The 25,314-nt window shown below is 70.2% G+C and carries 26 protein-coding genes; 9 read left to right on the top strand and 17 right to left on the bottom strand.

All coding sequences use genetic code 11. The features are described 5' to 3' along the window. Nucleotides 1–20: 20 nt before the first annotated feature. Nucleotides 21–785 carry a prolyl oligopeptidase family serine peptidase gene (locus ACIBK4_RS05535; RefSeq protein ID WP_398992351.1) on the bottom strand — a complete coding sequence of 255 codons (765 nt, stop codon included), beginning with the start codon at nt 783–785 and terminating at the stop codon, nt 21–23. Between the two features lie 113 nt (nt 786–898). Here ACIBK4_RS05535 and ACIBK4_RS05530 point away from each other — a divergent pair, with 113 nt between their 5' ends. After that, complete coding sequence (locus ACIBK4_RS05530; RefSeq protein WP_398992350.1) at nt 899–2,056, top strand: adenosine deaminase; 1,158 nt, start codon at nt 899–901, stop codon at nt 2,054–2,056. A gap of 140 nt (nt 2,057–2,196) precedes the next feature. Next, nucleotides 2,197–2,565, top strand: a complete 369-nt coding sequence (locus ACIBK4_RS05525; protein WP_398992348.1) for an ATP-binding protein — start codon at nt 2,197–2,199, stop codon at nt 2,563–2,565. An 80-nt stretch (nt 2,566–2,645) separates the two neighbouring features. Here ACIBK4_RS05525 and ACIBK4_RS05520 read toward each other — a convergent pair whose 3' ends face one another. The 5 genes from ACIBK4_RS05520 to afsQ1 all read right to left on the bottom strand — a co-directional run bounded on the left by ACIBK4_RS05520 (nt 2,646) and on the right by afsQ1 (nt 6,541). Beyond that, on the bottom strand, nt 2,646–2,849 hold the full coding sequence (locus ACIBK4_RS05520) for a PspC domain-containing protein (protein ID WP_033280213.1): 204 nt from the start codon (nt 2,847–2,849) through the stop codon (nt 2,646–2,648). 94 nt (nt 2,850–2,943) lie between these two features. Then, complete coding sequence (locus tag ACIBK4_RS05515; RefSeq protein WP_398992346.1) at nt 2,944–3,495, bottom strand: VanZ family protein; 552 nt, start codon at nt 3,493–3,495, stop codon at nt 2,944–2,946. Between the two features lie 117 nt (nt 3,496–3,612). Continuing rightward, complete coding sequence (locus ACIBK4_RS05510) at nt 3,613–4,257, bottom strand: hypothetical protein (RefSeq protein ID WP_398992344.1); 645 nt, start codon at nt 4,255–4,257, stop codon at nt 3,613–3,615. Continuing rightward, nucleotides 4,254–5,867 carry an ATP-binding protein gene (locus ACIBK4_RS05505; protein ID WP_398992342.1) on the bottom strand — a complete coding sequence of 538 codons (1,614 nt, stop codon included), beginning with the start codon at nt 5,865–5,867 and terminating at the stop codon, nt 4,254–4,256. The genes ACIBK4_RS05510 and ACIBK4_RS05505 overlap by 4 nt, the downstream gene beginning before the upstream one ends. Then, nucleotides 5,864–6,541: a two-component system response regulator AfsQ1 gene (afsQ1, locus tag ACIBK4_RS05500; protein ID WP_033280216.1), complete on the bottom strand. Its 678-nt coding sequence runs from the start codon at nt 6,539–6,541 to the stop codon at nt 5,864–5,866. The genes ACIBK4_RS05505 and afsQ1 overlap by 4 nt, the downstream gene beginning before the upstream one ends. 255 nt (nt 6,542–6,796) lie before the next feature. On the opposite strand from afsQ1, the gene ACIBK4_RS05495 reads away from it, so the two are divergent. After that, on the top strand, nt 6,797–7,534 hold the full coding sequence (locus tag ACIBK4_RS05495) for a SigE family RNA polymerase sigma factor (RefSeq protein WP_393761828.1): 738 nt from the start codon (nt 6,797–6,799) through the stop codon (nt 7,532–7,534). Nucleotides 7,535–7,712: 178 nt separating this feature from the next. Here the strand turns inward: ACIBK4_RS05495 and ACIBK4_RS05490 are convergent, their stop codons facing one another. Then, on the bottom strand, nt 7,713–8,360 hold the full coding sequence (locus ACIBK4_RS05490; protein WP_398992339.1) for a uridine kinase: 648 nt from the start codon (nt 8,358–8,360) through the stop codon (nt 7,713–7,715). A gap of 127 nt (nt 8,361–8,487) precedes the next feature. Here ACIBK4_RS05490 and ACIBK4_RS05485 point away from each other — a divergent pair, with 127 nt between their 5' ends. Beyond that, a complete protein-coding gene (locus tag ACIBK4_RS05485) occupies nt 8,488–8,892 on the top strand; it encodes a hypothetical protein (RefSeq protein ID WP_398992337.1) in 405 nt (134 codons plus the stop codon). A 103-nt stretch (nt 8,893–8,995) separates the two neighbouring features. On the opposite strand, the gene ACIBK4_RS05480 is transcribed toward ACIBK4_RS05485, so the two are convergent. The 3 genes from ACIBK4_RS05480 to deoC are packed head-to-tail and all read right to left on the bottom strand — an operon-like array spanning nt 8,996 to nt 12,324. Continuing rightward, complete coding sequence (locus ACIBK4_RS05480; protein ID WP_398992335.1) at nt 8,996–9,901, bottom strand: aldehyde dehydrogenase family protein; 906 nt, start codon at nt 9,899–9,901, stop codon at nt 8,996–8,998. Then, nucleotides 9,902–11,359 carry an aldehyde dehydrogenase family protein gene (locus tag ACIBK4_RS05475; RefSeq protein ID WP_398992334.1) on the bottom strand — a complete coding sequence of 486 codons (1,458 nt, stop codon included), beginning with the start codon at nt 11,357–11,359 and terminating at the stop codon, nt 9,902–9,904. It lies immediately after the preceding gene. A gap of 5 nt (nt 11,360–11,364) precedes the next feature. Beyond that, nucleotides 11,365–12,324 carry a deoxyribose-phosphate aldolase gene (gene deoC / locus ACIBK4_RS05470; RefSeq protein ID WP_398992961.1) on the bottom strand — a complete coding sequence of 320 codons (960 nt, stop codon included), beginning with the start codon at nt 12,322–12,324 and terminating at the stop codon, nt 11,365–11,367. Between the two features lie 168 nt (nt 12,325–12,492). On the opposite strand from deoC, the gene ACIBK4_RS05465 reads away from it, so the two are divergent. Continuing rightward, nucleotides 12,493–13,158, top strand: a complete 666-nt coding sequence (locus ACIBK4_RS05465) for a PH domain-containing protein (RefSeq protein ID WP_398992332.1) — start codon at nt 12,493–12,495, stop codon at nt 13,156–13,158. 53 nt (nt 13,159–13,211) lie between these two features. Next, nucleotides 13,212–14,882, top strand: coding sequence for a hypothetical protein (locus ACIBK4_RS05460; RefSeq protein WP_398992330.1), 1,671 nt, complete (start codon nt 13,212–13,214; stop codon nt 14,880–14,882). Nucleotides 14,883–14,931: 49 nt separating this feature from the next. Here ACIBK4_RS05460 and ACIBK4_RS05455 read toward each other — a convergent pair whose 3' ends face one another. From ACIBK4_RS05455 to ACIBK4_RS05445, 3 genes are all read right to left on the bottom strand, one after another. After that, nucleotides 14,932–16,584, bottom strand: a complete 1,653-nt coding sequence (locus tag ACIBK4_RS05455) for a phospho-sugar mutase (RefSeq protein ID WP_398992328.1) — start codon at nt 16,582–16,584, stop codon at nt 14,932–14,934. Nucleotides 16,585–16,719: 135 nt separating this feature from the next. Then, a complete protein-coding gene (locus ACIBK4_RS05450) occupies nt 16,720–17,544 on the bottom strand; it encodes a purine-nucleoside phosphorylase (RefSeq protein ID WP_398992326.1) in 825 nt (274 codons plus the stop codon). 183 nt (nt 17,545–17,727) lie between these two features. Continuing rightward, a complete protein-coding gene (locus ACIBK4_RS05445) occupies nt 17,728–18,165 on the bottom strand; it encodes a gamma-glutamylcyclotransferase (protein ID WP_019055782.1) in 438 nt (145 codons plus the stop codon). A gap of 117 nt (nt 18,166–18,282) precedes the next feature. Between ACIBK4_RS05445 and ACIBK4_RS05440 the strand changes: the two genes are divergently transcribed. Then, nucleotides 18,283–19,731: an NAD(P)H-quinone dehydrogenase gene (locus tag ACIBK4_RS05440; protein WP_318018421.1), complete on the top strand. Its 1,449-nt coding sequence runs from the start codon at nt 18,283–18,285 to the stop codon at nt 19,729–19,731. A gap of 164 nt (nt 19,732–19,895) precedes the next feature. Further along, the gene (locus ACIBK4_RS05435) at nt 19,896–20,861 is read left to right on the top strand and encodes a DeoR/GlpR family DNA-binding transcription regulator (protein WP_398992323.1); all 966 of its coding nucleotides are present in this window, start codon (nt 19,896–19,898) and stop codon (nt 20,859–20,861) included. A gap of 158 nt (nt 20,862–21,019) precedes the next feature. Here ACIBK4_RS05435 and ACIBK4_RS05430 read toward each other — a convergent pair whose 3' ends face one another. Together ACIBK4_RS05430 and ACIBK4_RS05425 are read right to left on the bottom strand one after the other, a co-directional pair. After that, a complete protein-coding gene (locus ACIBK4_RS05430) occupies nt 21,020–21,586 on the bottom strand; it encodes a TetR/AcrR family transcriptional regulator (RefSeq protein WP_398992321.1) in 567 nt (188 codons plus the stop codon). 116 nt (nt 21,587–21,702) lie between these two features. Next, nucleotides 21,703–23,475, bottom strand: a complete 1,773-nt coding sequence (locus tag ACIBK4_RS05425; RefSeq protein WP_398992319.1) for an acetyl/propionyl/methylcrotonyl-CoA carboxylase subunit alpha — start codon at nt 23,473–23,475, stop codon at nt 21,703–21,705. A 375-nt stretch (nt 23,476–23,850) separates the two neighbouring features. On the opposite strand from ACIBK4_RS05425, the gene ACIBK4_RS05420 reads away from it, so the two are divergent. Next, on the top strand, nt 23,851–24,417 hold the full coding sequence (locus ACIBK4_RS05420; RefSeq protein WP_398992317.1) for a hypothetical protein: 567 nt from the start codon (nt 23,851–23,853) through the stop codon (nt 24,415–24,417). Nucleotides 24,418–24,452: 35 nt separating this feature from the next. Here the strand turns inward: ACIBK4_RS05420 and ACIBK4_RS05415 are convergent, their stop codons facing one another. Continuing rightward, a complete protein-coding gene (locus tag ACIBK4_RS05415) occupies nt 24,453–25,073 on the bottom strand; it encodes a Maf family protein (RefSeq protein WP_398992315.1) in 621 nt (206 codons plus the stop codon). Between the two features lie 31 nt (nt 25,074–25,104). Further along, entirely contained in the window at nt 25,105–25,233 is a 129-nt protein-coding gene (gene mmpB, locus ACIBK4_RS05410; RefSeq protein ID WP_267885198.1) for a morphogenic membrane protein MmpB, read from the bottom strand. Between the last annotated feature and the right edge of the window lie 81 nt (nt 25,234–25,314).

Genomic DNA, 25,314 nt, shown 5'->3' with positions numbered 1-25,314 from the left:
CCGCACCCCGCAACGACCCCTCAACCCTTACGAAGCGACCGCCCAAACCCCGCAGCCAACGGCATCCTCAACCCCAACGGCGGCGGAGCCATCAACGCATCCTCAACAGGCCGAGAAAACGCCCGCCCGAACAACGCCCCCATCACGAAGTCCTCAGCCAGCGCATGCACTTCCTGCCGATGCTGATGCAACCCGTGCCCGTCAGAGTGGACTTCGAACCGACAGATGTCCCGGTTCGCCTTCTTCGCCCGAGCAGCCAACCGGAACGACAACTCGGGATCGGTCCGTTCGTCGTTCGTGCCGTGCACGATCAACACCCGCCGCCCCGCAAGCTGCTTCACCGGTTCGGGTGGCGCCGCCACATCCTGTTCCGGCAACCAAGGGGCAAGCGCGACAACGGAGTTCACCGCCTCGTGCCCCGCGGAGCGCAACGCCGCGCGGGCGCCCATGTCGATCCCGGTGAGACAGACCGGCACATCCCCGTACCGCCGTACGACCTCCTCCACCGCCCACGCCGCGTCGTGCGCGAGAGACGCCTCGCTGCCGTTCCAGCCGCGGCAGCGGTAGTGGACGACATGCGCGGCGAGCCCGTCGGACGCGCCCGAGCGGGCCAGTCGGCGGCCCAACGTCCGTACGGAGGCCGTCGCCAACATGGGGGAGGGCTTACGGCTGGACACCTCCTCGCCGCCGGGGAGCAGCAGCACCACGCCGCTCACCGAGGTCGGTTCGGGACCGAGCGCTCTCCCCAGCCGGGCCGTCCTGACCGGCGTCGCTTGCTGTGCCATGACAGAACAGTGTCAGAAGTGAGCGTGTACGCCATCCTTCCGCGCGGTCACCGTTACGTATCGACGGATTCGTACAGCGGGCGATCTACGCGCGTAGGAGTTAGAGTGCGGAAATGACGAGCCAGAACACCCCGAACACCCCGACGCCGGACCAGATCCGCCGGGCGCCGAAGGTTCTGCTGCACGACCACCTCGACGGCGGTCTCCGCCCGGGGACGATCGTCGAACTCGCCCGGGACGCCGGGTACACCGGACTCCCCGAGACCGACCCGGACAAGCTCGGCGTGTGGTTCGCCGAGGCCGCCGACTCCGGTTCGCTGGAACGGTACTTGGAGACGTTCTCGCACACCGTCGCGGTGATGCAGACCCGGGACGCGCTGATCCGGGTGGCCCGCGAGTGCGCCGAGGATCTCGCCGAGGACGGGGTCGTCTACGCGGAGGTGCGGTACGCGCCCGAGCAGCACCTCGACGGCGGGCTCAGCCTCGAAGAGGTCGTCGAGGCCGTCAACGAGGGCTTTCGGCAAGGGGAGTTGCTCGCGCGGGAGAACGGGCGGCGGATTCGGGTCGGGGCGCTGCTCACCGCCATGCGGCATGCGGCCCGTTCCCTGGAGATCGCCGAACTCGCCAACCGTTACCGCGACTTGGGCGTCGTCGGCTTCGACATCGCGGGTGCGGAGGCGGGGTTCCCGCCCACCCGGCACCTGGACGCCTTCGAGTATCTGAAGCGCGAGAACAACCACTTCACCATCCACGCCGGCGAGGCCTTCGGGCTGCCGTCGATCTGGCAGGCGTTGCAGTGGTGCGGCGCCGACCGGCTCGGGCACGGGGTGCGCATCATCGACGACATCCAGGTGAAGGAGGACGGGTCGGTCGAGCTGGGGCGGCTCGCGTCGTACGTGCGTGACAAGCGCATCCCGCTGGAGCTGTGCCCCAGTTCCAACCTCCAGACCGGGGCCGCCGACTCCTACGCCGAGCACCCCATCGGGCTGCTGCGGCGGCTGCATTTTCGCGCCACCGTCAATACGGACAACCGGCTGATGTCCCACACCAGCATGAGTCAGGAATTCGAGCACCTTGTCGAGGCGTTCGGTTATTCGCTCGACGACATGCAGTGGTTCTCCGTCAATGCTATGAAGTCAGCATTCATTCCTTTCGATGAACGACTCGCCATGATCAATGACGTGATCAAGCCCGGATATGCCGAGCTGAAATCCGAATGGCTGTTCCGGCAGACGGCTTCCACCAGCGGTTCTGTGGCAGAAGAGGGCTGAATCGGGCTTAGGGGTGGGACCGGAATGCGGGCGGGTGTTCACAATCCGTCCGCATTTCGATGTTTGCGGCGGGTGCCTTCGCGTGTTTACGGTCTTGGACCGCTCACATCCCCCGTCATCCATTCAAGGACGCATTCACCATGAAGCAGTCTGCTGCCAAGACCCTCGGTGTCGCCGCCCTCGGTGCTGCCTTCGCCGCCGTAGCCGCGGGGTCGGCTTCAGCCGCCGTGGCCGCTCCGGCTGTTCCGGACGCCACCCAGGTGCTGGGCACCGTGACCCACACGCTGCCCGCGGAGAACGTCGCCAAGGCGCTGCCGGGTGCCGGTCAGGCGCTGAGCCAGGCGCAGCCCGCGCTCGCCGGTGGTCTGTCCGCCGTGCAGCCGGCCGCCGAGAAGGTGCTGTCCGACGGTCCCACCGCGCCCGTCGCCGGGCTGCTGGGCGGTCTGCCGCTGTCGCAGACGGGCCTGCCCACCCACGGCCTGCCGGTGAACGGCATCCCGCTGGGCTGAGCCCACCCCCGAACACGCCGATGGGGCGCACCCTGGACGAGGGTGCGCCTCATCGGCGTACGTGCGCCGGGGTCCGGGTGTCACCAGGCCTCGGTGCGGACCTTGTCCTCGGCCGGGAACAGGATCCACAGCGCGATGTAGAGCAGGAACTGCGGGCCGGGCAGCAGGCAGGAGACCAGGAAGATCACCCGCATCGTGGTCGCGGAGGTACCGAAGCGCCGCGCCAGCGCTGCGCACACTCCGCCGATCATGCGGCCTTGGGTGGGGCGGGCAATGGCGGTCATCATGTGCTCCTTCGCGAGCGGCTGTCCGAGGCCCCCCGTGTGGTTGCCTCATCTGTCTTCAACCGTACGGAGCCGCCGTCCGCCCGGCGTCGCTCTACGGTGCGATGCCGACCCTGGGAATCGTCGGGGTTCGTCCCTGAGCCGGTTCCTCCTGGAGGACGGTCAGGGGGAGCCCGTTCTCGGTCCTGCGGCGTAGCCGGGCGCGGGCCGCCGGGACGATCGCGGCGTGGGCCATGGCGACGCCCACCGTGTTCATGAGCAACGAGTCGATGTCGACCACCTGGCCCGGGACCCCGGTCTGGAGCAGCTCGATGCCCAGGGAGATCAGGGCGCCCGCCGCGACCGTACGGATGAAGGACGCGAGCGGGGAGACGTGGAGCCGGCCGCTGACCATCGGGAGCAGGACGCCCAGCGGGGCCAGCAGGGCGAGGCCCTCACCGATCCGCTTCGTCGCCTCCGGCCAGCCCAGGGCCAGGTCGGCTCTGATGCTGGCCAGCGGGTGCAGGTTCGGGGGCATCACCCAGGGGACGTCCCGGGGGCGCAGCGTGACCCAGGCGACGAGCACGAGATGTGCGACGAGGAGGACACCTCCTGCCACACGGATGCGAATCGCGGCGCTGCCGCCGATGGAGCCTTGACGCTGCACGCCCCACAAGACGCCCTCTCCGGCACGATCGGTTCCGGGTAGGCACCAAGCACCAGGGTGAGGCCTGCGCCACACGCCCCTTTTCGCGCCTCGTTCACCCCCCGGGCGCCCGCGGCTTCAGCCGCCCGTCACCTCGCTGGACGGCGGCGCCTTGGTGCCCGGGTCGGTGCGGACGTCGTCGGTGCACTCGTAACGGCGCAGCGGTGTGCCGTCCGGGCCGCCGAGGATCACGGAGCCGTCGCCCTCGGCCGCGGCCGAGTCGGAGAACGTACAGACGATCTGGGCGAGCGCGTACGACGTGAGGTCGGCCGGTGAATTGCTCAGCCGCAGCGCGTCCTTGGGATCCTTGGCCCGGGGTCCGCTCACCGTCATGCCGCCGCGCACGTCGGTCGTGTACCCGGCGTCCCGCTCGCCCGAGGACGGTGACTCGGCGAGCTGGTCCAGCAGCCCCTGGGCGACGATGACGCGCCGCTGCACGTCCGCCGTGCCGTCCGGCACCTGTACGGCCCGGTCGACGGTCACCAGCGACGACCCGCACAGCAGGAACACCTGCACGGGCACCCCGCGCGAGGCCTGCGCCGACACGTCCGGCTCGGTGAGCGTGCACGGCACCCGGGACGGCGCCGCCCCGAAGTCGGTCGGCACCTCCGTGGCCCGGATCCCGCACCCGGCGAGCAGCAGGCCGAGCAGGGGGAGCGCCATCAACCGGCGTACGGCGACGGCCCGTTCACCGTGCGGTGTCAGCAACTGTCGTACGGTCATGATGAGTTCCTCTTGGAGCAGCCCGAACCGCCCGAGCCGCCCGAGCCGTCGGGGGTCTCGCCCTCGCCCTTGTCGGACTCCGGGTCCTCCGTGAGCGTGGAGGCGTCCCGGGGCAGCCGCAGGGTGAACACCGCGCCGCCGTCGGGGGAGTTGGCGGCGGTGATCTCGCCGCCGTGGATGTGGGCGTTCTCCAGGGCGATGGAGAGGCCGAGGCCGCTGCCCTCGGAGCGCGGCCGGGAGGCGCTCGCCTTGTAGAAGCGGTCGAAGACGTGCGGCAGGACGTCCTCGGGGATGCCGGGGCCGTGGTCGCGGACCGCGATGACGAGGTCGTCGTCCTCCAACCGGACCGAGACCCGGACCGGGGAGCCGCCGTGCTTGAGGGCGTTGCCGATGAGGTTGGCGAGGATGACGTCGAGGCGGCGCGGGTCGAGCCGGGAGTGGATGCCGCGCTCGGCGTCCAGGTCGACGGCGTCCAGCCAGGCGCGGGCGTCGATGCAGGCGGTGATCTGGTCGGCGAGGTCGACGTCGTCCAGGACGAGCCGGGCGGTGCCCGCGTCGAAGCGGGTGACCTCCATCAGGTTCTCGACGAGGTCGCCGAGCCGCTTGGTCTCGCTGACCACGAGCCGTACGGCGGGCTCGATCATCGGGTCCACGCTGCCGGTCTCGGCGTCGAGTTCCTCCTCGAGGACCTCAACCACCGCCGTGATCGCGGTCAATGGCGTACGCAGCTCGTGCGACATGTCGGCGACGAACCGGCGCGAGGCGTCGTCCCGGGCGGCCATGTCGGCGACCCGCTTCTCCAGCGCCTCGGCCGTTTGATTGAACGTCCTTGACAGCTCGGCGAGTTCATCCGTCCCGGAGACCCGCAGCCGGGTGTCGAGCTTGCCCTCGCCGAGCCGGCGCGCGGCGATGCCGAGCCGGTGCACGGGCTTGAGGACGGTCGTCGCGGCGGCCTGCGCGAGCAGCGCGGAACCGATCAGCGCGAGCCCGGTGGCGATACCCAGCGACCAGGCAAGGGAGTTGAGGTCCTTCGCCTCCGGCTCAAGGGACTTGAGCATGTAGCCGGTCGGCCCGCCGCCGATCATCCGCGTCCCGGCGACCAGGTACGGCGTGCCGTGCTCGGTGACCCGCTGCCAGTACAGGTGGTACGGCTCCTTGTTGCCGTCGGACACCGACTGCTGCTTGTTCACCGCCGTCTGGAGCGACTTGGGCACGTCCTCCAGCGAAAAGCCGTTCAGGCCGCCGGAGTTGCCGTAGACCGTCTTGTCGTTGGCGTCCTCGCCGACGAGGAGGACGCTGAAGCGCTGGCTGCTGTTGGCCATCTGGCCCGCCGTGCGCATCAGTTCGTCCTGCGTGGGGTGGACGGGCAGGGCGCCGGCGCGGTTCTGCATCTCCTGGCGGAAGTCGCGCAGGACGGCGTCCTGGGCGCGGGTGAGGACCGCCTCGCGGTTGAGCCAGTACGCGATGCCGGACGCGGACACGGCGGCGGTCAGCGCGACGAGACCGAAGACCACGACCAGCCTGAGGCGCAGGCTGGTGAACCGCAGCCGCCACAGAACTCCCTTACGACCCGGGCGCCAGCCGCGGATCCCCCCTGGTGCGTCGGTCACTGAGGCGAGTCCAGGCGGTAGCCGACGCCGCGCACGGTACGGATGAGCGTCGGGGACGACGGGATGTCCTCGACCTTGGCGCGCAGCCGCTGGACGCAGGCGTCCACGAGGCGCGAGTCACCGAGGTAGTCGTGCTCCCACACCAGCCGCAGCAACTGCTGCCGGGACAGGGCCTGTCCGGGCCGCCGGCTCAGCTCCAGGAGCAACCGCAGCTCGGTGGGCGTGAGTTGGAGGTCCTCGCCGTTCTTCGTGACGGTCATCGCGGCGCGGTCGATCACCAGCGAACCGAACGTGGCCGCGTCGTTGGCCTCGCGCTCCCCGCGCCGCAGCACGGCCCGGATCCGGGCGTCGAGGACCCGCCCCTGCACGGGTTTGACCACGTAGTCGTCGGCACCGGACTCCAGTCCGACGACGATGTCGATGTCGTCGCTGCGCGCGGTGAGCAGAATGATCGGCAGCTGGTCCGTGCGCCGGATACGACGGCACACCTCGAAACCGTCGATGCCGGGCAGCATCACATCCAGCACGATCAGGTCCGGCCGCTGCTCACGCAACAGCTTCAGACCGTCCTCGCCGCTGGCAGCGGTGGCTACCCGGTGGCCCTGGCGCGTCAGCGAGAGCTCCAGGGCCGTCCGGATGGCGTCGTCGTCCTCGATCAGCAACAGGGAAGGCACGGGGCTCATTCTGGCCCATGTGGGGGTGGGGTTTCGACACCTGTACGGGTACGTCCCCGTAGCGCTGCTTTCTGTGACCGGACTGTCCGTTTTCTGAGGGCAGCCGCAGAGACCGGGCCCTGTGACAGGTCTGTGACAGTCGGGGGACACGTCCATGAAGTGCCCCCGGCAGGATTTTCGGCACAGGCAAGGAACCACGAGGGAACCGAGCCGGAACATCCGAACACCGGGCAAGTCCACTACGGGGGGCGCGAGATGAACACGCTGCACAGCACCAGCAACAACGCAGTCATCACGCGTCTGCACGACGTCACCCGGGGTTCCGAGAAGTCCGGTGCCGTGAGCGGGCGGGGGTGCGTTCGCGGTGCCGGGCGTCAGCACACCGGTTACATGACGGTGGTTGACGCACACACGGGGGAAGCGCACGGGGGAAGCGCGTACAGGGAGGACACGGGGGAGCGTCGCTCGCTGTCGGAGGCGGAGTTCACCGCCTACGTCCAGGAGCGCCGCGCCTCCCTGTACGCCACCGCGTACCACCTGACCGGCGACCGCTTCGAGGCCGAGGACCTGCTGCAGAGCGCGCTGTTCTCGACGTACAAGGCGTGGGACCGGATCAGCGACAAGGCCGCGGTCGGGGGCTATCTCCGCCGCACCATGACGAACCTGCACATCAGCGCGTGGCGCCGCCGCAAGCTGAACGAGTACCCGACCGAGGAACTGCCGGAGACGCCCGGCGACACGGACGCGATGCGCGGCACGGAGCTGCGCGCGGTCCTGTGGCAGGCGCTGTCCCGGCTGCCGGAACTCCAGCGCACCATGCTGGTCCTCCGCTACTACGAGGGCCGCACGGACCCGGAGATCGCGGAGATCCTCGACATCAGTGTCGGCACGGTGAAGTCCAGCATCTGGCGGTCACTCCGCCGCATGCGCGAGGACGAGGTCCTCAGCTTCGGCCGTGACGAGGAGGACGCCTTCGGGGAGCTTGTCGCCTGAGGGTTGGGGGGGAATAGGTAACGGGGGACGGTCCGGGGGGACCACGGGGGATCGGTACCGGGGGGTGCCGACGGGGTCACGGGGACCATGGGGGGGACCACGGGGGAAGTACCACGGGGGAAAAGGGAGAGCGGGACTGGAGGGCCGGGGGGTCCGTCCAGTCCCGCTTTTTCATGTCCTACGAGGGAGACGTCGCCGGAGTCGTCCGTGCGGGGCGCCGGCCCACCGCCGCCGCTGCGAGCCTGCCCAGTGCCTCGTCCTTGTCGCAGGCGTACGCGCCGAGCCCCGTCTGCCGGGCCACGATCGAGCGCTCCAGCCGCATCAGCCGCCAGCCGCGTCGCAACAGGAACGGCACGGACTTACGGCCCTCCTTGAGATCCCGCAGGAAACGGCGCCGGAAAGTGCGCACCGGGCCCCGGCTCAGGCACAGCGCGTCCGCGAGTACGCCCAGCTCCTGGCACCGGGTGATGACCTCGGCCGCGAAGATGCCCTCCGCTATGAACAACGGCGTCCGGCCCACGTCGACCGCCTCCGTGCCCGTGCGGGCGCTGAGCGAGATGTCGTAGACCGGCACGTCCGTACGGCCCGTGCGGCACAGTTCGACGATCGCGGCGACCGCGACGTCCGCGTCCCAGGAGTCGGGGTGGTCCCAGTCGATGTCCGAACTCCCCGCCACCTGCGGCAGCGTCGGGTCGTCGCCCTCTTTGTAGAAGTCGTCGAGCCGCAGCACGGGCAGACCGGAGCGGGCCGAAACGAGGGACTTGCCGGAACCCGAGGGGCCGCACAGCAGCACGACACGGGCCGGTGACGGGGAAAGGATGCTCACGGGACACCAGTTTGACGCATTCGGTACGTCCTGCCGACCCCGCGGGTCGCCAGTGGAACGCGCATCACACGTCAACTACCCTTCGTGCTGACCTGATTACCCTGCGCATCAGAAGGTGGCACCAGCAATGGCACGACACACGTCCCCTCAGCATCCGACCGCCCAGCGCGCCCTGGTCGCCCTCGCGACCGCGGGGGTCGCGCTCGGGGCGGGGGCGGCGTCGGCCGCGGCGGACACCTCGCCGGTGGCTGACGTGGTGCGGACTCGGCCCACGTCTTTGGGCAAGATCGACCCCGCGGCGGGGCTTGGTGCGGTTGCCGGAACGGTGGGCTATGTCACCGGCCCTGTGGCCGGACTCAAGCCGAATCCGCTCGCGGGTACGGGAGTTGACCCCCTCGACAACGGGGTTGCGACTCAGCTTGCGGACTTTCAGCCGCTTGCCTCGCGGGCGTTGACGGGGCCGGTTGCCGAGGCTCAGTCGATCGGGAGTATGCCGGTGGTGGGGCAGGTTACGGGGCTGCTCGGGGGTTGAGTTGCGGAGGCGGTCGGGGAACTGCGGACTTGTTGCCGGGTGCGCGTCCGTTGTGGCTGGTCGCGCAGTTCCCCGCGCCCCTAGGCATCGGCCTTCGGCCTGCCTAGTACGAGGAGCCGCCTGCTCCCAGTGAACCCGTGGGGTGCCAGACCGTCTTCGTCTCCAGGAAGGCCGTCAGGCGTTCTGTGCCCGGGGTCTCCGCGTAGTCCACAGGCTGTGGACGGAGGACTCGCTTGAGGTTGTCCGCCGCTGCGATCTCCAACTCCTTTGCCAGTGTCTCGTCCGCGCCGGCCAAGTCGATCGCGTTGACGTCCTGGTGGGCGGCCAAGGAGGGTGCGATCTCCGCCGTCTTTCCGGAGAGGATGTTGACGACTCCGCCGGGGAGGTCGGACGTGGCCAGGACCTCGCCCAACGACAGGGCGGGGAGCGGGGAGTTCTCGCTGGCGATGACGATGGCCGTGTTGCCGGTCGCGATCACCGGGGCGATCACCGAGATCAGGCCGAGGAACGATGATTCCTGGGGGGCCAGGACCGTGACCACGCCCGTCGGCTCGGGGGACGACAGGTTGAAGTACGGGCCCGCTACCGGGTTCGCGCCCCCAACCACCTGGGCGATCTTGTCCGTCCAGCCCGCGTACCAGACCCAGCGGTCGATCGCCGCGTCGACCACGGCAGCCGCCTTCGACTTCGACAGGCCCTCCGCGTCCGCGACTTCGCGCGTGAACTGGTCCTTGCGGCCCTCCAGCATCTCGGCGATGCGGTAGAGGATCTGGCCGCGGTTGTACGCCGTCGCACCGGACCAGCCGCCGAACGCCTTGCGGGCCGCTACGACCGCGTCGCGTGCGTCCTTGCGGGAGGACTGCGGCGCGTTCGCGAGCCACTTGCCCTTGGAGTCGGTCACCTCGTACACCCGGCCGCTCTCGCTACGAGGGAACTTGCCCCCGACGTACAGCTTGTAGGTCTTGAAGACGCTCAGACGTTGCTGTTCGGACTTCTCAACTGTGCTCATTTATCGCTCGCCCTCCGGGCTCGACGGGGCGAGGTACGCCTCCAGGCCGTGGCGACCGCCCTCGCGGCCGTAGCCCGACTCCTTGTAGCCGCCGAACGGCGAGGTCGGGTCGAACTTGTTGAACGTGTTGGACCAGACGACGCCCGCGCGCAGCTTGTTGGCGACGGCCAGGATGCGGGAGCCCTTCTCGGTCCAGATGCCCGCCGAGAGGCCGTACTGCGTGTTGTTGGCCTTCGCGACTGCCTCGTCCGGGGTGCGGAAGGTGAGGACCGACAGCACCGGGCCGAAGATCTCGTCGCGGGCGATCGTGTGCGCCTGGGTGACGTTCGTGAAGAGCGTTGGGGCGAACCAGTAGCCGGAGGACGGGAGTTCGCAGGACGGGGACCAGCGCTCGGCGCCCTCCGCCTCGCCCTGTTCCACGAGTGAGGTGATCCGCGCGAGCTGCTCGGCGGAGTTGATCGCGCCGATGTCGGTGTTCTTGTCGAGCGGGTCGCCGAGGCGGAGGGTGGAGAGGCGTCGCTTCAGGGAGTCCAACAGCTCGTCCTGGATGGACTCTTGGACGAGGAGGCGGCTGCCCGCGCAGCAGACCTGGCCCTGGTTGAAGAAGATGCCGGTGACGATCCCCTCCACCGCCTGGTCGATCGGGGCGTCGTCGAAGACGATGTTCGCGCCCTTGCCGCCGAGTTCGAGGGTGACCTTCTTGGTCGTACCGGCCACCTGGCGCGCGATCGCCTTGCCGACCGCCGTGGAGCCGGTGAAGGCGACCTTGTTCACGTCCGGGTGCGCGACGAGCGCGGCGCCCGAATCGCCGTACCCGGTAAGGATGTTGACGACGCCCTTGGGGAGGCCGGCCTGGCGGCAGATGTCCGCGAAGAACAACGCCGAGAGGGGCGTTGTCTCCGCGGGCTTCAGGACCACCGTGTTGCCCGTTGCCAGTGCCGGGGCGATCTTCCACGCCAGCATCAGCAGGGGGAAGTTCCAGGGGATGACCTGGCCCGCGACGCCCAGGGGTTGGGGGTTCGCGCCGAAGCCGGCGTGGTCCAGCTTGTCGGCCCAGCCCGCGTAGTAGAAGAAGTGCGCGGCGACCAGGGGGAGGTCGGCGTCGCGGGTCTCCTTGATGGGCTTGCCGTTGTCCAGGGTTTCCAGGACGGCCAGTTCGCGGCTGCGCTCCTGGATGATCCGGGCGATGCGGAACAGGTACTTCGCGCGCTCGGAGCCGGGCAGCGCCGACCACTTCTCGAAGGCCTTGCGGGCGGCCTTCACCGCGCGGTCGACGTCCGCCTCGCCCGCCTGGGCGATCTCGGAGAGGACTTCCTCGGTGGAGGGCGACACGGTCTTGAAGACCTTGCCGTCCGCCGCTTCCGTGAACTCGCCGTCGATGAACAGGCCGTAGGAAGGCGCGATGTCGACGACGGAGCGGGACTCGGGCGCCGGTGCGTACTCAAATGCGGATGCCATGTGGATCAGTCCACCGTCACGTAGTCGGGGCCGGAGTAGCGGCCGGTGGCCAGCTTCTGACGCTGCATCAGCAGGTCGTTCAGGAGCGAGGACGCGCCGAAGCGGAACCAGTGGTTGTCCAGCCAGTCCTCGCCCGCCGTCTCGTTGACGATGACCAGGAACTTGACGGCGTCCTTGGAGGTGCGGATACCGCCCGCGGGCTTCACGCCGACCTGGATGCCGGTCTGGGCGCGGAAGTCACGGACCGCCTCCAGCATCAACAGGGTGTTCGCGGGGGTGGCGTTGACGGCGACCTTGCCCGTCGAGGTCTTGATGAAGTCCGCGCCGGCCAGCATGCCGAGCCAGCTCGCGCGGCGGATGTTGTCGTACGTCGACAGCTCGCCGGTCTCGAAGATGACCTTCAGTCGGGCGGCGCCCGAGGCCTCCTTCACGGCGACGATCTCGTCGTGGACCTTCATGTAGTTGCCCGCGAGGAACGCCCCGCGGTCGATGACCATGTCGATCTCGTCGGCGCCCGCGGCGACCGCGTCCCGTACGTCGGCCAGCTTCACGTCGAGCGCGGCACGGCCGGCCGGGAAGGCGGTGGCGACGGAGGCGACCTTCACCGAGGAACCGGCGACGGCCTCCTTCGCGGTGGCCACCATGTCGGGGTAGACACAGACGGCCGCGGTCGAGGGGCTCGTGCGGTCGGTCGGGTCGGGGCGGACCGCCTTGGCGCCGAGCGCCCGGACCTTGCCCGGGGTGTCCGCGCCTTCCAGCGTCGTCAGGTCGACCATCGAGATGGCGAGGTCGATGGCGTACGCCTTCGCGGTGGTCTTGATGGAACGGGTCCCGAGCGAGGCGGCACGCGCCTCCAGGCCGACCGCGTCGACGCCGGGCAGCCCGTGGAGGAAACGGCGCAGCGTACTGTCCGACGCCGTCACCTCGCCGAGTGAGTGTGCAGCAGCAGGTGCAGTGGTGGGCATGGTCACCAGACGAGCATATCTACGCGCGTAGCAGCTGTACACCCCGGGTGAGATGTCGCGCCCTGAAGGGGCGCGGGGAACTGCGCGAGCAACCACGACGCACCCGCAGTCGCGAACGTGCACAACCCCAACGGCGATCAGGCGCACCTCTGAGGCAGAATTCGCACCATGACGACCCCGCACCCCGAGCCCCAAGACCAGACCCACCGCTCGTCCGGGGGCATCGTCGGGGGCGTCCTGCTGCTGGCCATCGTCGGCTGGCTCGGCATCGACGCCCTGGCGACCGGCCACGGCCGCACCCCATGGCTCGCCCTCGCCGGCCTGATCCTCGTCGTGCCGCTGATCGTCGCGTTCACGCTCCGCCCGGCCGTGTACGCCAACGAGAACCGCCTCCGGATCCGCAACCCGTTCCGGATCATCGTGCTGCCGTGGGGCACGGTCGCCGCCCTGCGATCCGGTTTCTCGAACGAGGTCGTCACGAAGACGGGCACCAAGTTCCAGCTCTGGTCGATCCCGGTCTCGCTGCGCGCACGCAAGAAGGCGGCCCGGCGCGAGGCGAGGGCCGCCGCGGAGGCACCGGGCGCGCAGAGCGGCGGCGGCCGGCTCGGAGCCTTCGGCGGCGGCACCGGCGGCGGTTCGCGGAGCGGCATCGCACCGGCCGGGTCCACCCGCGCGGAGTCCGACCAGATCATGGCCGACCTGCGCGAACTGCTGGAGTCCCGGGAACAGGCGGAACCGGCGCAGGGCGAGGTCACCGTGCGCTGGGCGTACGAGGTGATCGCACCGGCGCTCGCGGGCGCCGTACTCATGGCGATCCTGCTCGCGACGGGCTGACCGGACGAGCACCCTCCCCGTTCACACACCCCTTCCCCACCCTCTGGGATGTCATGACCACGAACGTCCAAGAGCCCGCGCTGCTGCCCGCCTCCGCGATACCCGACGGGTGCGTGGACCTGGACGGGGAGCACGCGCGCGTGTGGGCCGGTGCGGTGGTGCCGTGGTGGGTGCCGGTACGGCCGCGCCGCTGGTCCCTCGAACTGACCGTCTGGTGCGCCGTGTTGGCCGCCTTCGGCCTGCTGGCGACGACGGATCTGCCCCCTGAGCTGATCGCGCTGCTGCCGCTCCAGGTCGTCTGCTGGCTGTGGCGCCCCGAGGCCGTACGGTTCTCCGCCCCCGTGCTGATCGTGTCGGCGGCGGTACATGCCGCCGGGCTGCCGTGGCCGGTCCTGGTGTGCGCCGCCCTGCTGGTGCTGGCCTCCGCGACGGCCACCGAACTACGAGCACGCGCGCGTGCCCGTCAGCGGCGAGCCGCCCTGGCCGCGACCGGCGGGGTCACGGCCGTGGTGCCGGACACGGACGGGCCGGTGCGGCGGGGCGGGCTGTTCCTCAAGTTCGGGGCGGGTCTGGCCGTAGCCGGTGTCGTCCTGCTCGCCACCTCCGGCCTGTGGCACGCGGCGGACACCCGCCAACTGACGCTCGCGGAGGGCCTGTTCGTACTGGGTCTGGCCCTCACCATGCTCCTCTCCGGCACCCTCGGCCGGCGCCGGGCGATCGCCCTGCGCACCGCACCCGCACCCGTCCTGCGCGTCCTCGTCGGCAAGGACGACCACGAGGACGCCGTGATCTACGCGACGGACGACACGGAGGCGCTACGGCCGCTCTTCACGGTCGCGATGAGGGCGGTACGCGAGGACGAGGGGGAGGACGAGAAGGGCGACGAGAAGGGCGACGAGGACGACGAGGTGGCTCGGGAGGAGCTGGAGGCTCTCCTCGACGCGGCCGCCGCCGTCGGTCCCGGCCCCCTACGGGAAGCCGTCCTCTACGGCGCCCCCTACGACGGCGCCGAGATCCTGCTGGTCAGCGCCGCGGAGGAGCCCGATGAGCCGCCGGTGGCGGAGTGGTCGACCGGGCCCGTACGGCCGTTGCCGGAGGGTGCCGTGCGGCGGCGGCTCGCCCGGGAGGAGCGGGCGGTGGTCCGGAAGGCCCTGGACGAGGAGTTCGCCGCGACCGTGCGGGCCGGGATGGCCGTGGTGCCGGTGCGGCGCTGGCGGGCGGGGCCGGTGGACTGGCTGGGAACCTTCCTGGTGCTGCTGTGGGGCGCCGTGGTCCTCTCGGTCGTGGCCGACCCGGGACTCTGGGACGCGACCGTGGTGCTCCTCGGCGGTCTCGCGGGCGCCAGCCTCCTCCCCCGGAAACTGCGCTGGCGCATCACAGCCGACCGCACCGGCATCTGGCTGAACGGTCTGCGCCGGCCGCGTCACGTCCCCTGGGCCGACCTCCGCTCGGCCCGCCGCCAGGCGTTCGAGTTGCAGCTGAGGGTGCGCGACGGCGACCACTGGGACGTCTCGGCACCCCGCTGGCCCTGGCTGCAACGCAAACGCCAACTCACCCACCCCTACGACGAGTTGGCCGCCGAACTCGCCGCCATGATCGCCGACCCCGCCCTCCGCCCCACCGGCGAGAGCGGTGAGCGGGAGCGCGGACGTCCGCTGTGGCCGTTCGCCGTGGTCCTCGGTCTGGGGTGGACCGCGTTGCTCGTCGCGCGATGGCTGTCCTGATCCCCGCGCGGGACGGTCAGGGCGGGCACCCCACCGCATACGACGACGTTCAGATACCCGCCGCCGCCGACAGGTCCCGCTTGATCGTCGCGAGGATCTCGGCGGCCCGGGCCCGGGCGGCCGGGAGATCGGCGTGCGCCGCGACCGGCACCACGACCTCCAGGTAGCACTTCAGTTTGGGCTCGGTACCGCTGGGCCGGACGATGACCCGGGCACCGTCGAGCGTGTAGCGCAGCCCGTCCGTGGGCGGCAGCTTGTCGGTCCCCTCGTTCAGGTCCTCGGCCTTGGTGACGGCCAACCCGGCGAGTGCGGTGGGGGGGTGCTCGCGCAGCCGCCGCATGGCGTCCGCGATGACGGTCAAGTCCTCGACGCGGACGGAGAGTTGATCGGTGGCGTGCAGACCGTGTTCCACGGCGAGATCGTCGAGGAGGTCGAGCAGATCACGCCCCTCGGCCTTGAGCTCGGACGCCAACTCGGTGATGAGGAGTGCGGCGGTGATGCCGTCCTTGTCGCGCACGCCATCCGGGTCCACGCAGTAACCGAGGGCTTCCTCATAGCCGTAGCGAAGGCCCTCCACGCGGGCGATCCACTTGAAGCCGGTGAGGGTCTCCTCGTAGGGGAGGCCCGCCTTCTCGGCGATACGGCCGAGGAGGGACGAGGAGACGATCGACTCGGCGAAGGTGCCGTGGGCGCCGCGGCGGACGAGGTGGGCGGCGAGGAGCGCGCCGACCTCGTCGCCGCGCAGCATGCGCCAATCGCCGCCCTGGGTACGGTCTTTCACGGCCGCGGCGCAACGGTCCGCGTCGGGGTCGTTGGCGATGATCAGGTCCGGGTCCGTGGCGCGGGCCTGCGCGAAGGCGAGGTCCATCGCGCCGGGCTCCTCCGGGTTGGGGAACGCGACGGTCGGGAAGTCCGGGTCGGGCTCGGCCTGTTCGGCGACGAGCACGGGCTCGGGGAAACCGGCCCGCGCGAACGCGGCCAGCAGCACGTCCTTGCCGACGCCGTGCATCGCCGTGTAGACGGTGCGGGCGGTGCGGGGGGAGTTCGGGGCGAGGACGGCGTCGGTGCGGGCGAGGTAGGCGTCGAGGACGGCGTCGTCGAGGATCTCCCAGCCGTCCGCCGGGCGGGGCACGTCGTGCAGGGAGTCGACGGCCTCGATCTCCGCGGCGATCTCCGCGTCGGCCGGGGGCACGATCTGGGAGCCGTCGCCGAGGTAGACCTTGTAGCCGTTGTCCCGGGGCGGGTTGTGGCTGGCGGTGACCTCGACGCCCGCGATCGCGCCCAAGTGCCGTATGGCGAAGGCGAGTACGGGGGTGGGGAGGGGGCGGGGCAGTACGGCCGCCTTCAGCCCCGCGCCGACCATCACGGCTGCGGTGTCGCGGGCGAAGTCGGCCGACTTGTGGCGGGCGTCGTAGCCGATGACGACGGTTCCGGTGCCGGTTCCGTCGGTGTGGCCGTTCTTCTTGAGGTACGCGGCGAGTCCGGCGGCGGCCCGGATGACGACCGCGCGGTTCATGCGCATGGGCCCGGCGCCGAGTTCGCCCCGCAGGCCGGCGGTGCCGAACTGGAGCGTCCCGCTGAAACGGTCGGTGAGCTCGGCCAGGTCCCCGGCGTCGATGAGCTTGGCGAGCTCGTCGCGTGTGTCCGAGTCGGGGTCCTCGGCCAGCCATGTGTTGGCCTGCGCGATGAGATTGGCGTGCACGGTCGGTCAACCTCTCGTTGTCTCTTGGTGCGGGTACCTGGGGGCTGCGCCCCCAGACCCCCTTCGGCCCTGAAGGGGCCTCGTCCTCAAACGCCGGACGGGCTGGATGGTGCCGGCCGGAGCCGATGAGTGCGCTTACAGCCTGCCGAGCACCTGGGCCAGCAGTGATCCCATCTGCGTGGCGGAATCCCGGCCCGCCTGGAGAACTTCCTCGTGGTTCAGAGGCTCGCCCGTCATACCCGCGGCGAGGTTCGTCACCAGGGAGATACCCAGAACTTCCGCACCCGCCTCGCGCGCGGCGATCGCTTCCAGCACCGTGGACATGCCCACCAGGTCCGCGCCGATCACCCGGGCCATGCGGATCTCCGCCGGAGTCTCGTAGTGCGGCCCGGGGAACTGGGCGTAGACACCCTCCTCCAGCGCCGGGTCGATCTCCTTGCACAGGGCGCGCAGCCGAGGGGAGTACAAGTCCGTGAGGTCGACGAAGTTGGCGCCGACGATCGGGGACGTGGCGGTGAGGTTGATGTGGTCGCTGATCAGCACGGGCTGGCCGGGACGCATGCCCTCGCGGAGCCCCCCGCAGCCGTTGGTCAGCACGATGGTCTTGCAGCCGGCGGCGACGGCGGTACGGACCCCGTGCGCGACGGCGGCGACCCCGCGGCCCTCGTAGTAGTGGGTACGCCCGAGAAAGACCAGCGCGCGCTTGTCACCGATCCTGTACGAGCGGATCCGCCCGCCATGGCCCTCGACGGCCGGCGGCGGGAAGCCGGGCAGCTCGGTGACGGGGAAGTCGGCCTCGGGTACGCCGAGCGCGTCGACGGCCGGTCCCCAGCCGGAGCCCATCACAAGGGCGACGTCGTGGGTCTCGGCGCCCGTCAGTTCGCGCAGGCGCGTGGCGGCGGCGTCAGCGGCGGCATGGGGGTCGCCCTGGATGTCGTCCGGAAGAAGAGATGCGTTCACGCGGATGAGCGTAGCTGGTCTGGGCCTACGCGCGTAGATGACAGAGCGCACGGGATGGCGATCGTTGTCTTGTCGTTTCCAACGAGACCTGTGACGGGCGTTATGTGTGGGAAGCCCTCAGCGGAATAGCGGGGAATCCGCAGCGGAGCCGTGCGGACCCCTCAGCAGAGCCGCGCGGACCCGTCAGCACGGACGCTTCCGCAGCTCCATCACATAGTCGTGCGGGGCGCCGGCCGACTCGGCTGCATCCGCGAGTTCACCGAGATAACGGGCGGACGGGAGCCCACCCTCGTACCCGTTCAGCACGTACACCCAAGCGGGTTCCTCGCCCTCCAGCGTGTGCACCCGCACCCGCATCCGGCGGTAGACGTCGAGGCCGACGCCCTCCCACCGGTCCATGGAGTCCTCGTCGGGCGGCGCGATCTCGTACAGCGCGACGAAGACCTGGGAGCGCGGGGCCTCCACGATCGTCGCGAGCGCGCCCTCCCAGCCCATGTGCTCGCCGCCGAAGGTCAGCCGCCACCCGTTCAGCCAGCCCGTGGCGCGCAACGGCGAGTGCGGGGCGCGGCGGGTCATCAGCCGCGCGTCGAGATTGCCGGCGTACGCGGCGTAGAGCGACATGCTTCGAGAGTACGGCAGCGAAACCACCAGCCACTCCCGTAACCGTGGGTACTCCAGCCCGCCGACAACGGACCCCGCGTCGCCCCCGGGCGGAAGCACCTTGAAGCGTGCGGGACAATGGGGTACGTGACTCGGATCGTGATCATCGGTGGCGGACCCGGCGGCTATGAAGCGGCGCTGGTGGCAGCGCAGCTCGGCGCGGAGGTGACCGTCGTCGACTGCGACGGTCTGGGCGGGGCGTCGGTGCTGACCGACTGCGTCCCGTCGAAGACCCTTATCGCGACGGCCGAGGTGATGACCACCTTCGACTCGTCGTACGAGGAACTCGGCATCATCGTCGCCGACGACACCCCACCGCTGGAACAGGCGGCAAGGGTCGTCGGCGTGGACCTCGGCAAGGTCAACCGGCGTGTGAAGCGCCTCGCGCTCGCCCAGTCGCACGACATCACCGCGTCCGTGACCCGGGCCGGCGCCCGTGTCATGCGCGGCCGGGGCCGGCTCGACGGCATGCAGGCGATCGACGGTTCCCGCAAGGTGATCGTGAAGGCGGCCGACGGCACCGAGGAGACGCTCGTCGCCGACGCCGTCCTCATCGCCACCGGCGGCCACCCCCGCGAGCTGGACGACGCCCGCCCGGACGGCGAGCGCATCCTCAACTGGACCCAGGTCTACGACCTCACCGAACTCCCCGAAGAGCTGATCGTGGTCGGCTCCGGCGTCACGGGCGCCGAGTTCGCCGGCGCCTACCAGGCCCTCGGCTCCAAGGTCACCCTCGTCTCCTCCCGTGACCGCGTCCTGCCCGGCGAGGACCCGGACGCGGCCGCCGTACTCGAAGACGTCTTCCGCCGCCGCGGCATGAACGTCATGGCCCGCTCCCGTGCCCAGTCCGCCAAGCGCGTCGGCGACAAGGTTGAGGTCACCCTCGCCGACGGCCGGGTCATCACCGGCTCGCACTGCCTCATGGCCGTCGGCGCCATCCCGAACTCCGAGGGCATGGGCCTGGAGGAGGCGGGCGTCCGGCTCCGCGACTCGGGCCACATCTGGACCGACAAGGTCTCCCGTACGACGGCTCCGGGCGTGTACGCCGCCGGTGACGTGACCGGGATCTTCGCGCTCGCCTCGGTGGCCGCGATGCAGGGCCGTATCGCGATGTACCACTTCCTGGGCGACGCGGTGGCCCCGCTGAACCTGAAGACGGTGTCGTCGAACGTCTTCACCGACCCGGAGATCGCCACGGTCGGCTACTCCCAGGCCGACGTGGACGGCGGCAAGATCGACGCCCGCGTGGTCAAGCTCCCTCTCCTCCGTAACCCGCGCGCCAAGATGCAGGGCATCCGCGACGGCTTCGTCAAGATCTTCTGCCGCCCCGGCACCGGCATCATCGTCGGCGGTGTGGTCGTGGCGCCCCGCGCCTCGGAACTGATCCACCCCATCTCGATCGCCGTCGACAACAACCTGACGGTCGAACAGATCGCGAACGCCTTCACCGTCTACCCGTCTCTTTCGGGCTCGATCGCCGAGGTGGCCCGCCAGCTCCACACGCGGAAGGCGACGGGCGAAGTCTGAGCCGAAACGGACTCCCCGCTGGTCACGGGGAGTTGTCGACCATTCGGGCGGCATAGGCGGCGAGACTAGGCCCTATACCACTTCCGGTCCCGCTGTACGAACAACTTCCGTTATTCGGCGCAAACACCTGAAAGCAGACGGTCGTTGGGGTTACTGTCAGTTTCGTGTTCGCTGCAGAACGTCGCCAATTGATCCTCGAAATGGTGCGAGCGAATGGGGCCGTATCGCTCCGTGAGCTCGCCCGCGTCGTCCAGACCTCCGAAGTGACCGTACGGCGGGACGTGCGCGCACTGGAGGCAGAAGGACTCCTCGACCGCCGGCACGGCGGTGCGGTATTGCCGGGCGGGTTCACGCGAGAATCCGGCTTTCCGCAGAAATCGCATCTCGCGACCGCCGAGAAGACGGCCATCGCCGATCTCGCCGCGAGCTTCGTCGAAGAGGGCGAAGCGATCGTGGTGGGGGCGGGTACCACGACCCAGGAGCTGGCCCGCCGGCTCGCCCGGGTCCCCGGACTGACCGTGGTCACCAACTCCCTTTTGGTGGCCCAGGCGTTGGCCCATGCCAACCGTGTGGAGGTCGTGATGACCGGGGGCACCCTGCGCGGTTCCAACTACGCGCTGGTGGGCAGCGGGGCGGAGCAGTCCCTCCAGGGCCTCCGCGTCTCCCGGGCCTTCCTCTCCGGAAGCGGCCTGACCGCCGAGCGCGGCCTCTCCACGTCCAACATGCTCTCGGCGTCCGTCGACCGGGCCCTCGTCCAGGCTGCCGCCGAGGTCGTCGTCCTGGCCGATCACACCAAGCTCGGTACGGACACCATGTTCCAGACCGTGCCGACGGACGTCATCACCCGCCTCGTCACCGACGAGCCCCCGGGCCACGACGACCGCGCGGCAACGGAGTTGCAGGCGCTGGCCGACCAGGGGGTGCAGATCGCCGTGGCCGGCGCGTCGGGAACCCAGGGGGGTGATCAGACCCCGACGCGGGACCAACGCCGCCGGGACGTACCCCTCCCGGCACCGCGACGGGGTCAAGTACCGGGTGGGGGACCGGGGTTGAGGTCGGCGGGTGTGCTGGGCGGGGAGTCGCCCGAGCGGGAACGTGCGGCAAGGGTGGCGGATCTGCGCAGGCGTTGATCGAGGGTCCGGTTTTCGGCCGCGGGTGCGTCGTGGCTGGTCGCGCAGTTCCCCGCGCCCCTAAAAGACGGCCCCGTTTTAGCCGACCTGCTTTTAAGGGGCGCGGGGAACTGCGCGACCAGCCCCCACCGGGCCCGCACCCGAAAACCGAACCAGCGCTACGGCTTCAACCCGCGCAACGTCAACGTCAGCAACCTGTCCGCCAGTTCAGGGTCCCCAGGATTCCCCTCGGCCGCCAACGCGATCGCATGGGTCAGCTGGAGAAGGTCGCCGATCTCGACATCCCCACGCACATCACCGGCCTCCTGCGCCCGGAACAGCAGCGCACCCCCCGCTTCCCGGATAGGGGCACTGCACCGGGCCAACGCGGACGAGTCGTCGTAGGCGACAGCCATCAGCGTCCACGACAACCCCCGGTACTCACTCGCGTGCGTCACCATCTCCCGCAACCACGTCACCAGAGCCACACACGGCTGCGGAGCCAACAGCAACTCCCGGGAACGCGCGAGGAGTTCACTCGCCGCGTCCTCGAAGACCGCGCTCATCAGGGCCTGGCGGTTCGGGAAGTGGCGATACAGCGTGCCGATACCGACACCCGCACGCCGAGCCACATCCTCCAGGGACGCGTCCGTACCGTGCGCGGCAAAGCACACCCGGGCCTCGGCGAGCAGCCGCTCGTAGTTGCGACGGGCATCCGCGCGCAGCCCGGCCGGCGGCTTGGCCATGCTTTCCACCTGCCCTCCTCAACCAGTTCCCTCAGCATGCCAGGCGTTCATTACAGAAGTGCCCGGCGAAGACAGGCTGTTCCTGTCCGCCGGGCACCTCGGGACGTACGGTGGGATCAGTCCTTGATCTCGCAGATCGCCGCGCCGGAGGTGATGGACGCCCCGACCTCCGCGCCAAGTCCCTTGATCGTGCCGGACTTGTGCGCGTTCAGCGGCTGTTCCATCTTCATGGCTTCGAGTACGACGATGAGGTCGCCCTCCTTGACCTCTTGGCCCTCCTCGACCGCGACCTTGACGATCGTGCCCTGCATCGGCGAGGCGAGGGTGTCGCCGGAGGCGACGGGGCCGGACTTCTTGGCCGCGCGGCGCTTGGGCTTGGCGCCCGCCGCGAGGCCGGTGCGGGCCAGGGACATGCCGAGCGAGACCGGGAGGGAGACCTCCAGGCGCTTGCCGCCGACCTCGACGACGATCGTCTCGCGGTCCGCGTCCTCGTCCGCCTCGGCGTCCGTGGGAGCCGCGAAGGGCTTGATCTCGTTGACGAACTCGGTCTCGATCCAGCGGGTGTGGACCGTGAACGGGTCGGCGGAGCCGGTGAGTTCGGGAGCGAACGCCGGGTCCCTGACGACCACGCGGTGGAACGGGATGGCCGTGGCCATGCCCTCGACGGTGAACTCGTCCAGCGCACGCGCCGCCCGCTGCAACGCCTGCTCGCGGGTCGCGCCGGTGACGATCAGCTTGGCCAGCAGCGAGTCCCACGCCGGGCCGATGACCGAGCCGGACTCGACACCGGCGTCCAGGCGGACGCCCGGACCGGTGGGCGCCGCGAACGTGGTGACGGTGCCGGGCGCGGGCAGGAAGCCGCGGCCCGGGTCCTCGCCGTTGATGCGGAACTCGAAGGAGTGGCCGCGCAGTTCGGGGTCGCCGTAGCCGAGTTCCTCGCCGTCGGCGATGCGGAACATCTCGCGGACGAGGTCGATGCCGGCGACCTCCTCGGTGACCGGGTGCTCCACCTGGAGGCGGGTGTTGACCTCCAGGAAGGAGATCGTGCCGTCCTGGCCGACGAGGAACTCGACGGTCCCGGCGCCGACGTAGCCGGCCTCCTTGAGGATCGCCTTGGACGACGCGTACAGCTCGGCGACCTGGGCCTCGGAGAGGAACGGCGCGGGCGCCTCCTCGACCAGCTTCTGGTGCCGACGCTGGAGGGAGCAGTCACGGGTCGATACGACGACCACGTTGCCGTGGGTGTCGGCCAGGCACTGGGTCTCCACGTGCCGCGGCTTGTCCAGGTAGCGCTCGACGAAGCACTCGCCGCGGCCGAAGGCGGCGACCGCCTCGCGCACCGCGGAGTCGTAGAGCTCGGGAACCTCTTCGAGCGTGCGGGCGACCTTCAGACCGCGACCGCCGCCACCGAAGGCGGCCTTGATCGCGATGGGCAGCCCGTGCTGCTCGGCGAACGCGACGACCTCGGCCGACCCGGAGACCGGGTCCGGCGTGCCGGCCACCAGCGGGGCACCGGCGCGCTGGGCGATGTGCCGGGCGGCGACCTTGTCGCCGAGGTCCCGGATCGCCTGCGGCGGCGGGCCGATCCAGATCAGGTCCGCGTCGAGGACGGCCTGGGCGAACTCGGCGTTCTCCGACAGGAATCCGTAGCCGGGGTGGATGGCGTCGGCACCGGACTCGCGGGCCGCGTTCAGGACCTTGTCCATGTCCAGATAACTGCTCGCCGGTGTGTCACCGCCCAGGGCGAACGCCTCATCCGCGGCGCGGACATGCAGAGCGTCCCGGTCCGGGTCGGCGTATACGGCCACGCTCGCGATCCCGGCGTCCCGGCAGGCCCGGGCTACGCGGACAGCGATTTCGCCACGATTGGCGATGAGCACCTTGCGCACGATTGAGGCTCCCTCCTTGAAACAAGCCGAGTTTAGGGACTGCCGACACGGCGCATCGACCCGTCCCCTGTGGTGAGCTTGCCCACACGGAGCGTGATACGAGGCCCGCTCGACCCGTGAAATCCCTTGTCGCACCTCGGTACGCAGGACTCCTCGGAGAAACCCTAGCCCTCCTGTGTGGTCAAGGTCTCTGTGAGAGCGTGCCGCGCGCCACGCCGTTTCTTTGTGGAGTCCCTACGAATGGCCCAATGATTCTTTGCCCCTGCCACAACCCTTGTCCCGCGGTTTACCCGTTAGTAGCGTTCACCGTGCCTCGAACGTACTTGGGGTAACGACAACTTTGGTCGAGCGGTGGTCGAGAGTGGGTGGGGGCCGGTGGTACGCAGGCCGGTGGCTTGGATCGTGGCGGTCGTTCTCTTCGTGGAGGCCTTCGGCATAGCCGCGCTGAACTGGTTCCTCGGGATCGTCGTCGACCGCCAGGACATGTCCCTGGCGGGCCTCGACCCGGACGCGATGTCGATCTCGTCGAAGGCCGGCGGAGTCGTCTTCGGCCTCTACTTCGCCCTGTGCGGCCTGGTCGCCCTGCTCGTCGCCCTGCGCGACCGCGCCCCGGCCGGCCTCGGCCGCATCCTGCTGATCAGCGTGGCCGTGGTGCACGGACTGCTGGGCGCGTTCGCGTGGGGCCTGGTGGGCACGGGCGCGTTCGTGTTCATGGTGGTGGTGCTCGGCCTCGTCGTCCTGCTCCTCATGACCTACGACCGCCAGGAGGGCCCCTCGGGCGCGACCCCGGCGGAGAGCGGCCCCAAGGACCCGGAGAGCCCCAAGGACCCGGAGAGCCCCGAGGGCCCGGAGAGTCCCGAGGGGCCGGAGAACCCCGAGAAGCCGGACAGGGCCCCGGTGCCGGTCACCCCGACCCCGCCGGCGGCCCCCAGCCCCTCCTGACCGCTGCTTCTCCTGCTTCCCCTGCTTCTACTTCCCTACTTCTCCGACGGGGTCCACAACTCCGTGATCCCGACGCCCAGTTGGGCCAGCAGTCGCCGAACCAGCGGCAGGCTGATGCCGATCACGTTGCCGTGGTCGCCGTCGATGCCCTCGATGAACGGCGCCGAACGCCCGTCGAGCGTGAACGCCCCGGCGACGTAAAGGGGTTCGCCCGACGCGACGTACGCGGCGACCTCGGCGTCGGTCGGTTCGCCGAAGCGGACGACGGTGGACGCGGTCGCCGAGACGTACCGGCCGCTCGTCGTGTCGTAGACACAGTGCCCGGTCTGAAGCGTCCCGGCGCGTCCGCGCATCGACTTCCAGCGGGCGGTGGCCTCCTCGGCGTCGGCGGGCTTGCCGAGGGCCTCGCCGTCCAGGTCGAGCACGGAGTCGCAGCCGATGACGAGCGAACCCTTGACCTCGGGCTTCGCGGCGACGACGGAGGCCTTGGCCTCGGCGAGCGCGAGGGCGAGTTCGGCCGGGGTGGGTGCGCTGACGGCGTCCTCGTCGACCCCGCTGACGATCACCTCGGGGTCGAGGCCGGCCTGGCGCAACAGGCCCAGCCGGGCGGGGGACTGGGAGGCGAGCACGAGTCGGCGGCGCGGCTGATCTGTCATGCGCCCAGGGTATCGGCGTGGCTTCAGCGGCTCACGTCAGCCCGAGCACGATCATCGCCAGCACCATCGCCAGCGCCATGAGGATTCCGAGCCGCCGCAACATGACCTCCGTCTCCCGCAGGTCTTTGGGAGGCTCGTCATCGGGGTCGGACCACAACATGCTTCCGAGCTTGCGGCGATGTGGGCCGGGGCGCCTGAGTACGGGTACTCAACTTCCTCGGCTTCCTTTCGGCACTCCCAA

Origin of the sequence: Streptomyces sp. NPDC050528 (assembly GCF_044457795.1) — a bacterium.
GTDB lineage: Bacteria > Actinomycetota > Actinomycetes > Streptomycetales > Streptomycetaceae > Streptomyces.
The sequence above is the reverse complement of the archived record's forward strand: the minus strand, read 5'-3'. Positions and strand labels throughout refer to the sequence as shown.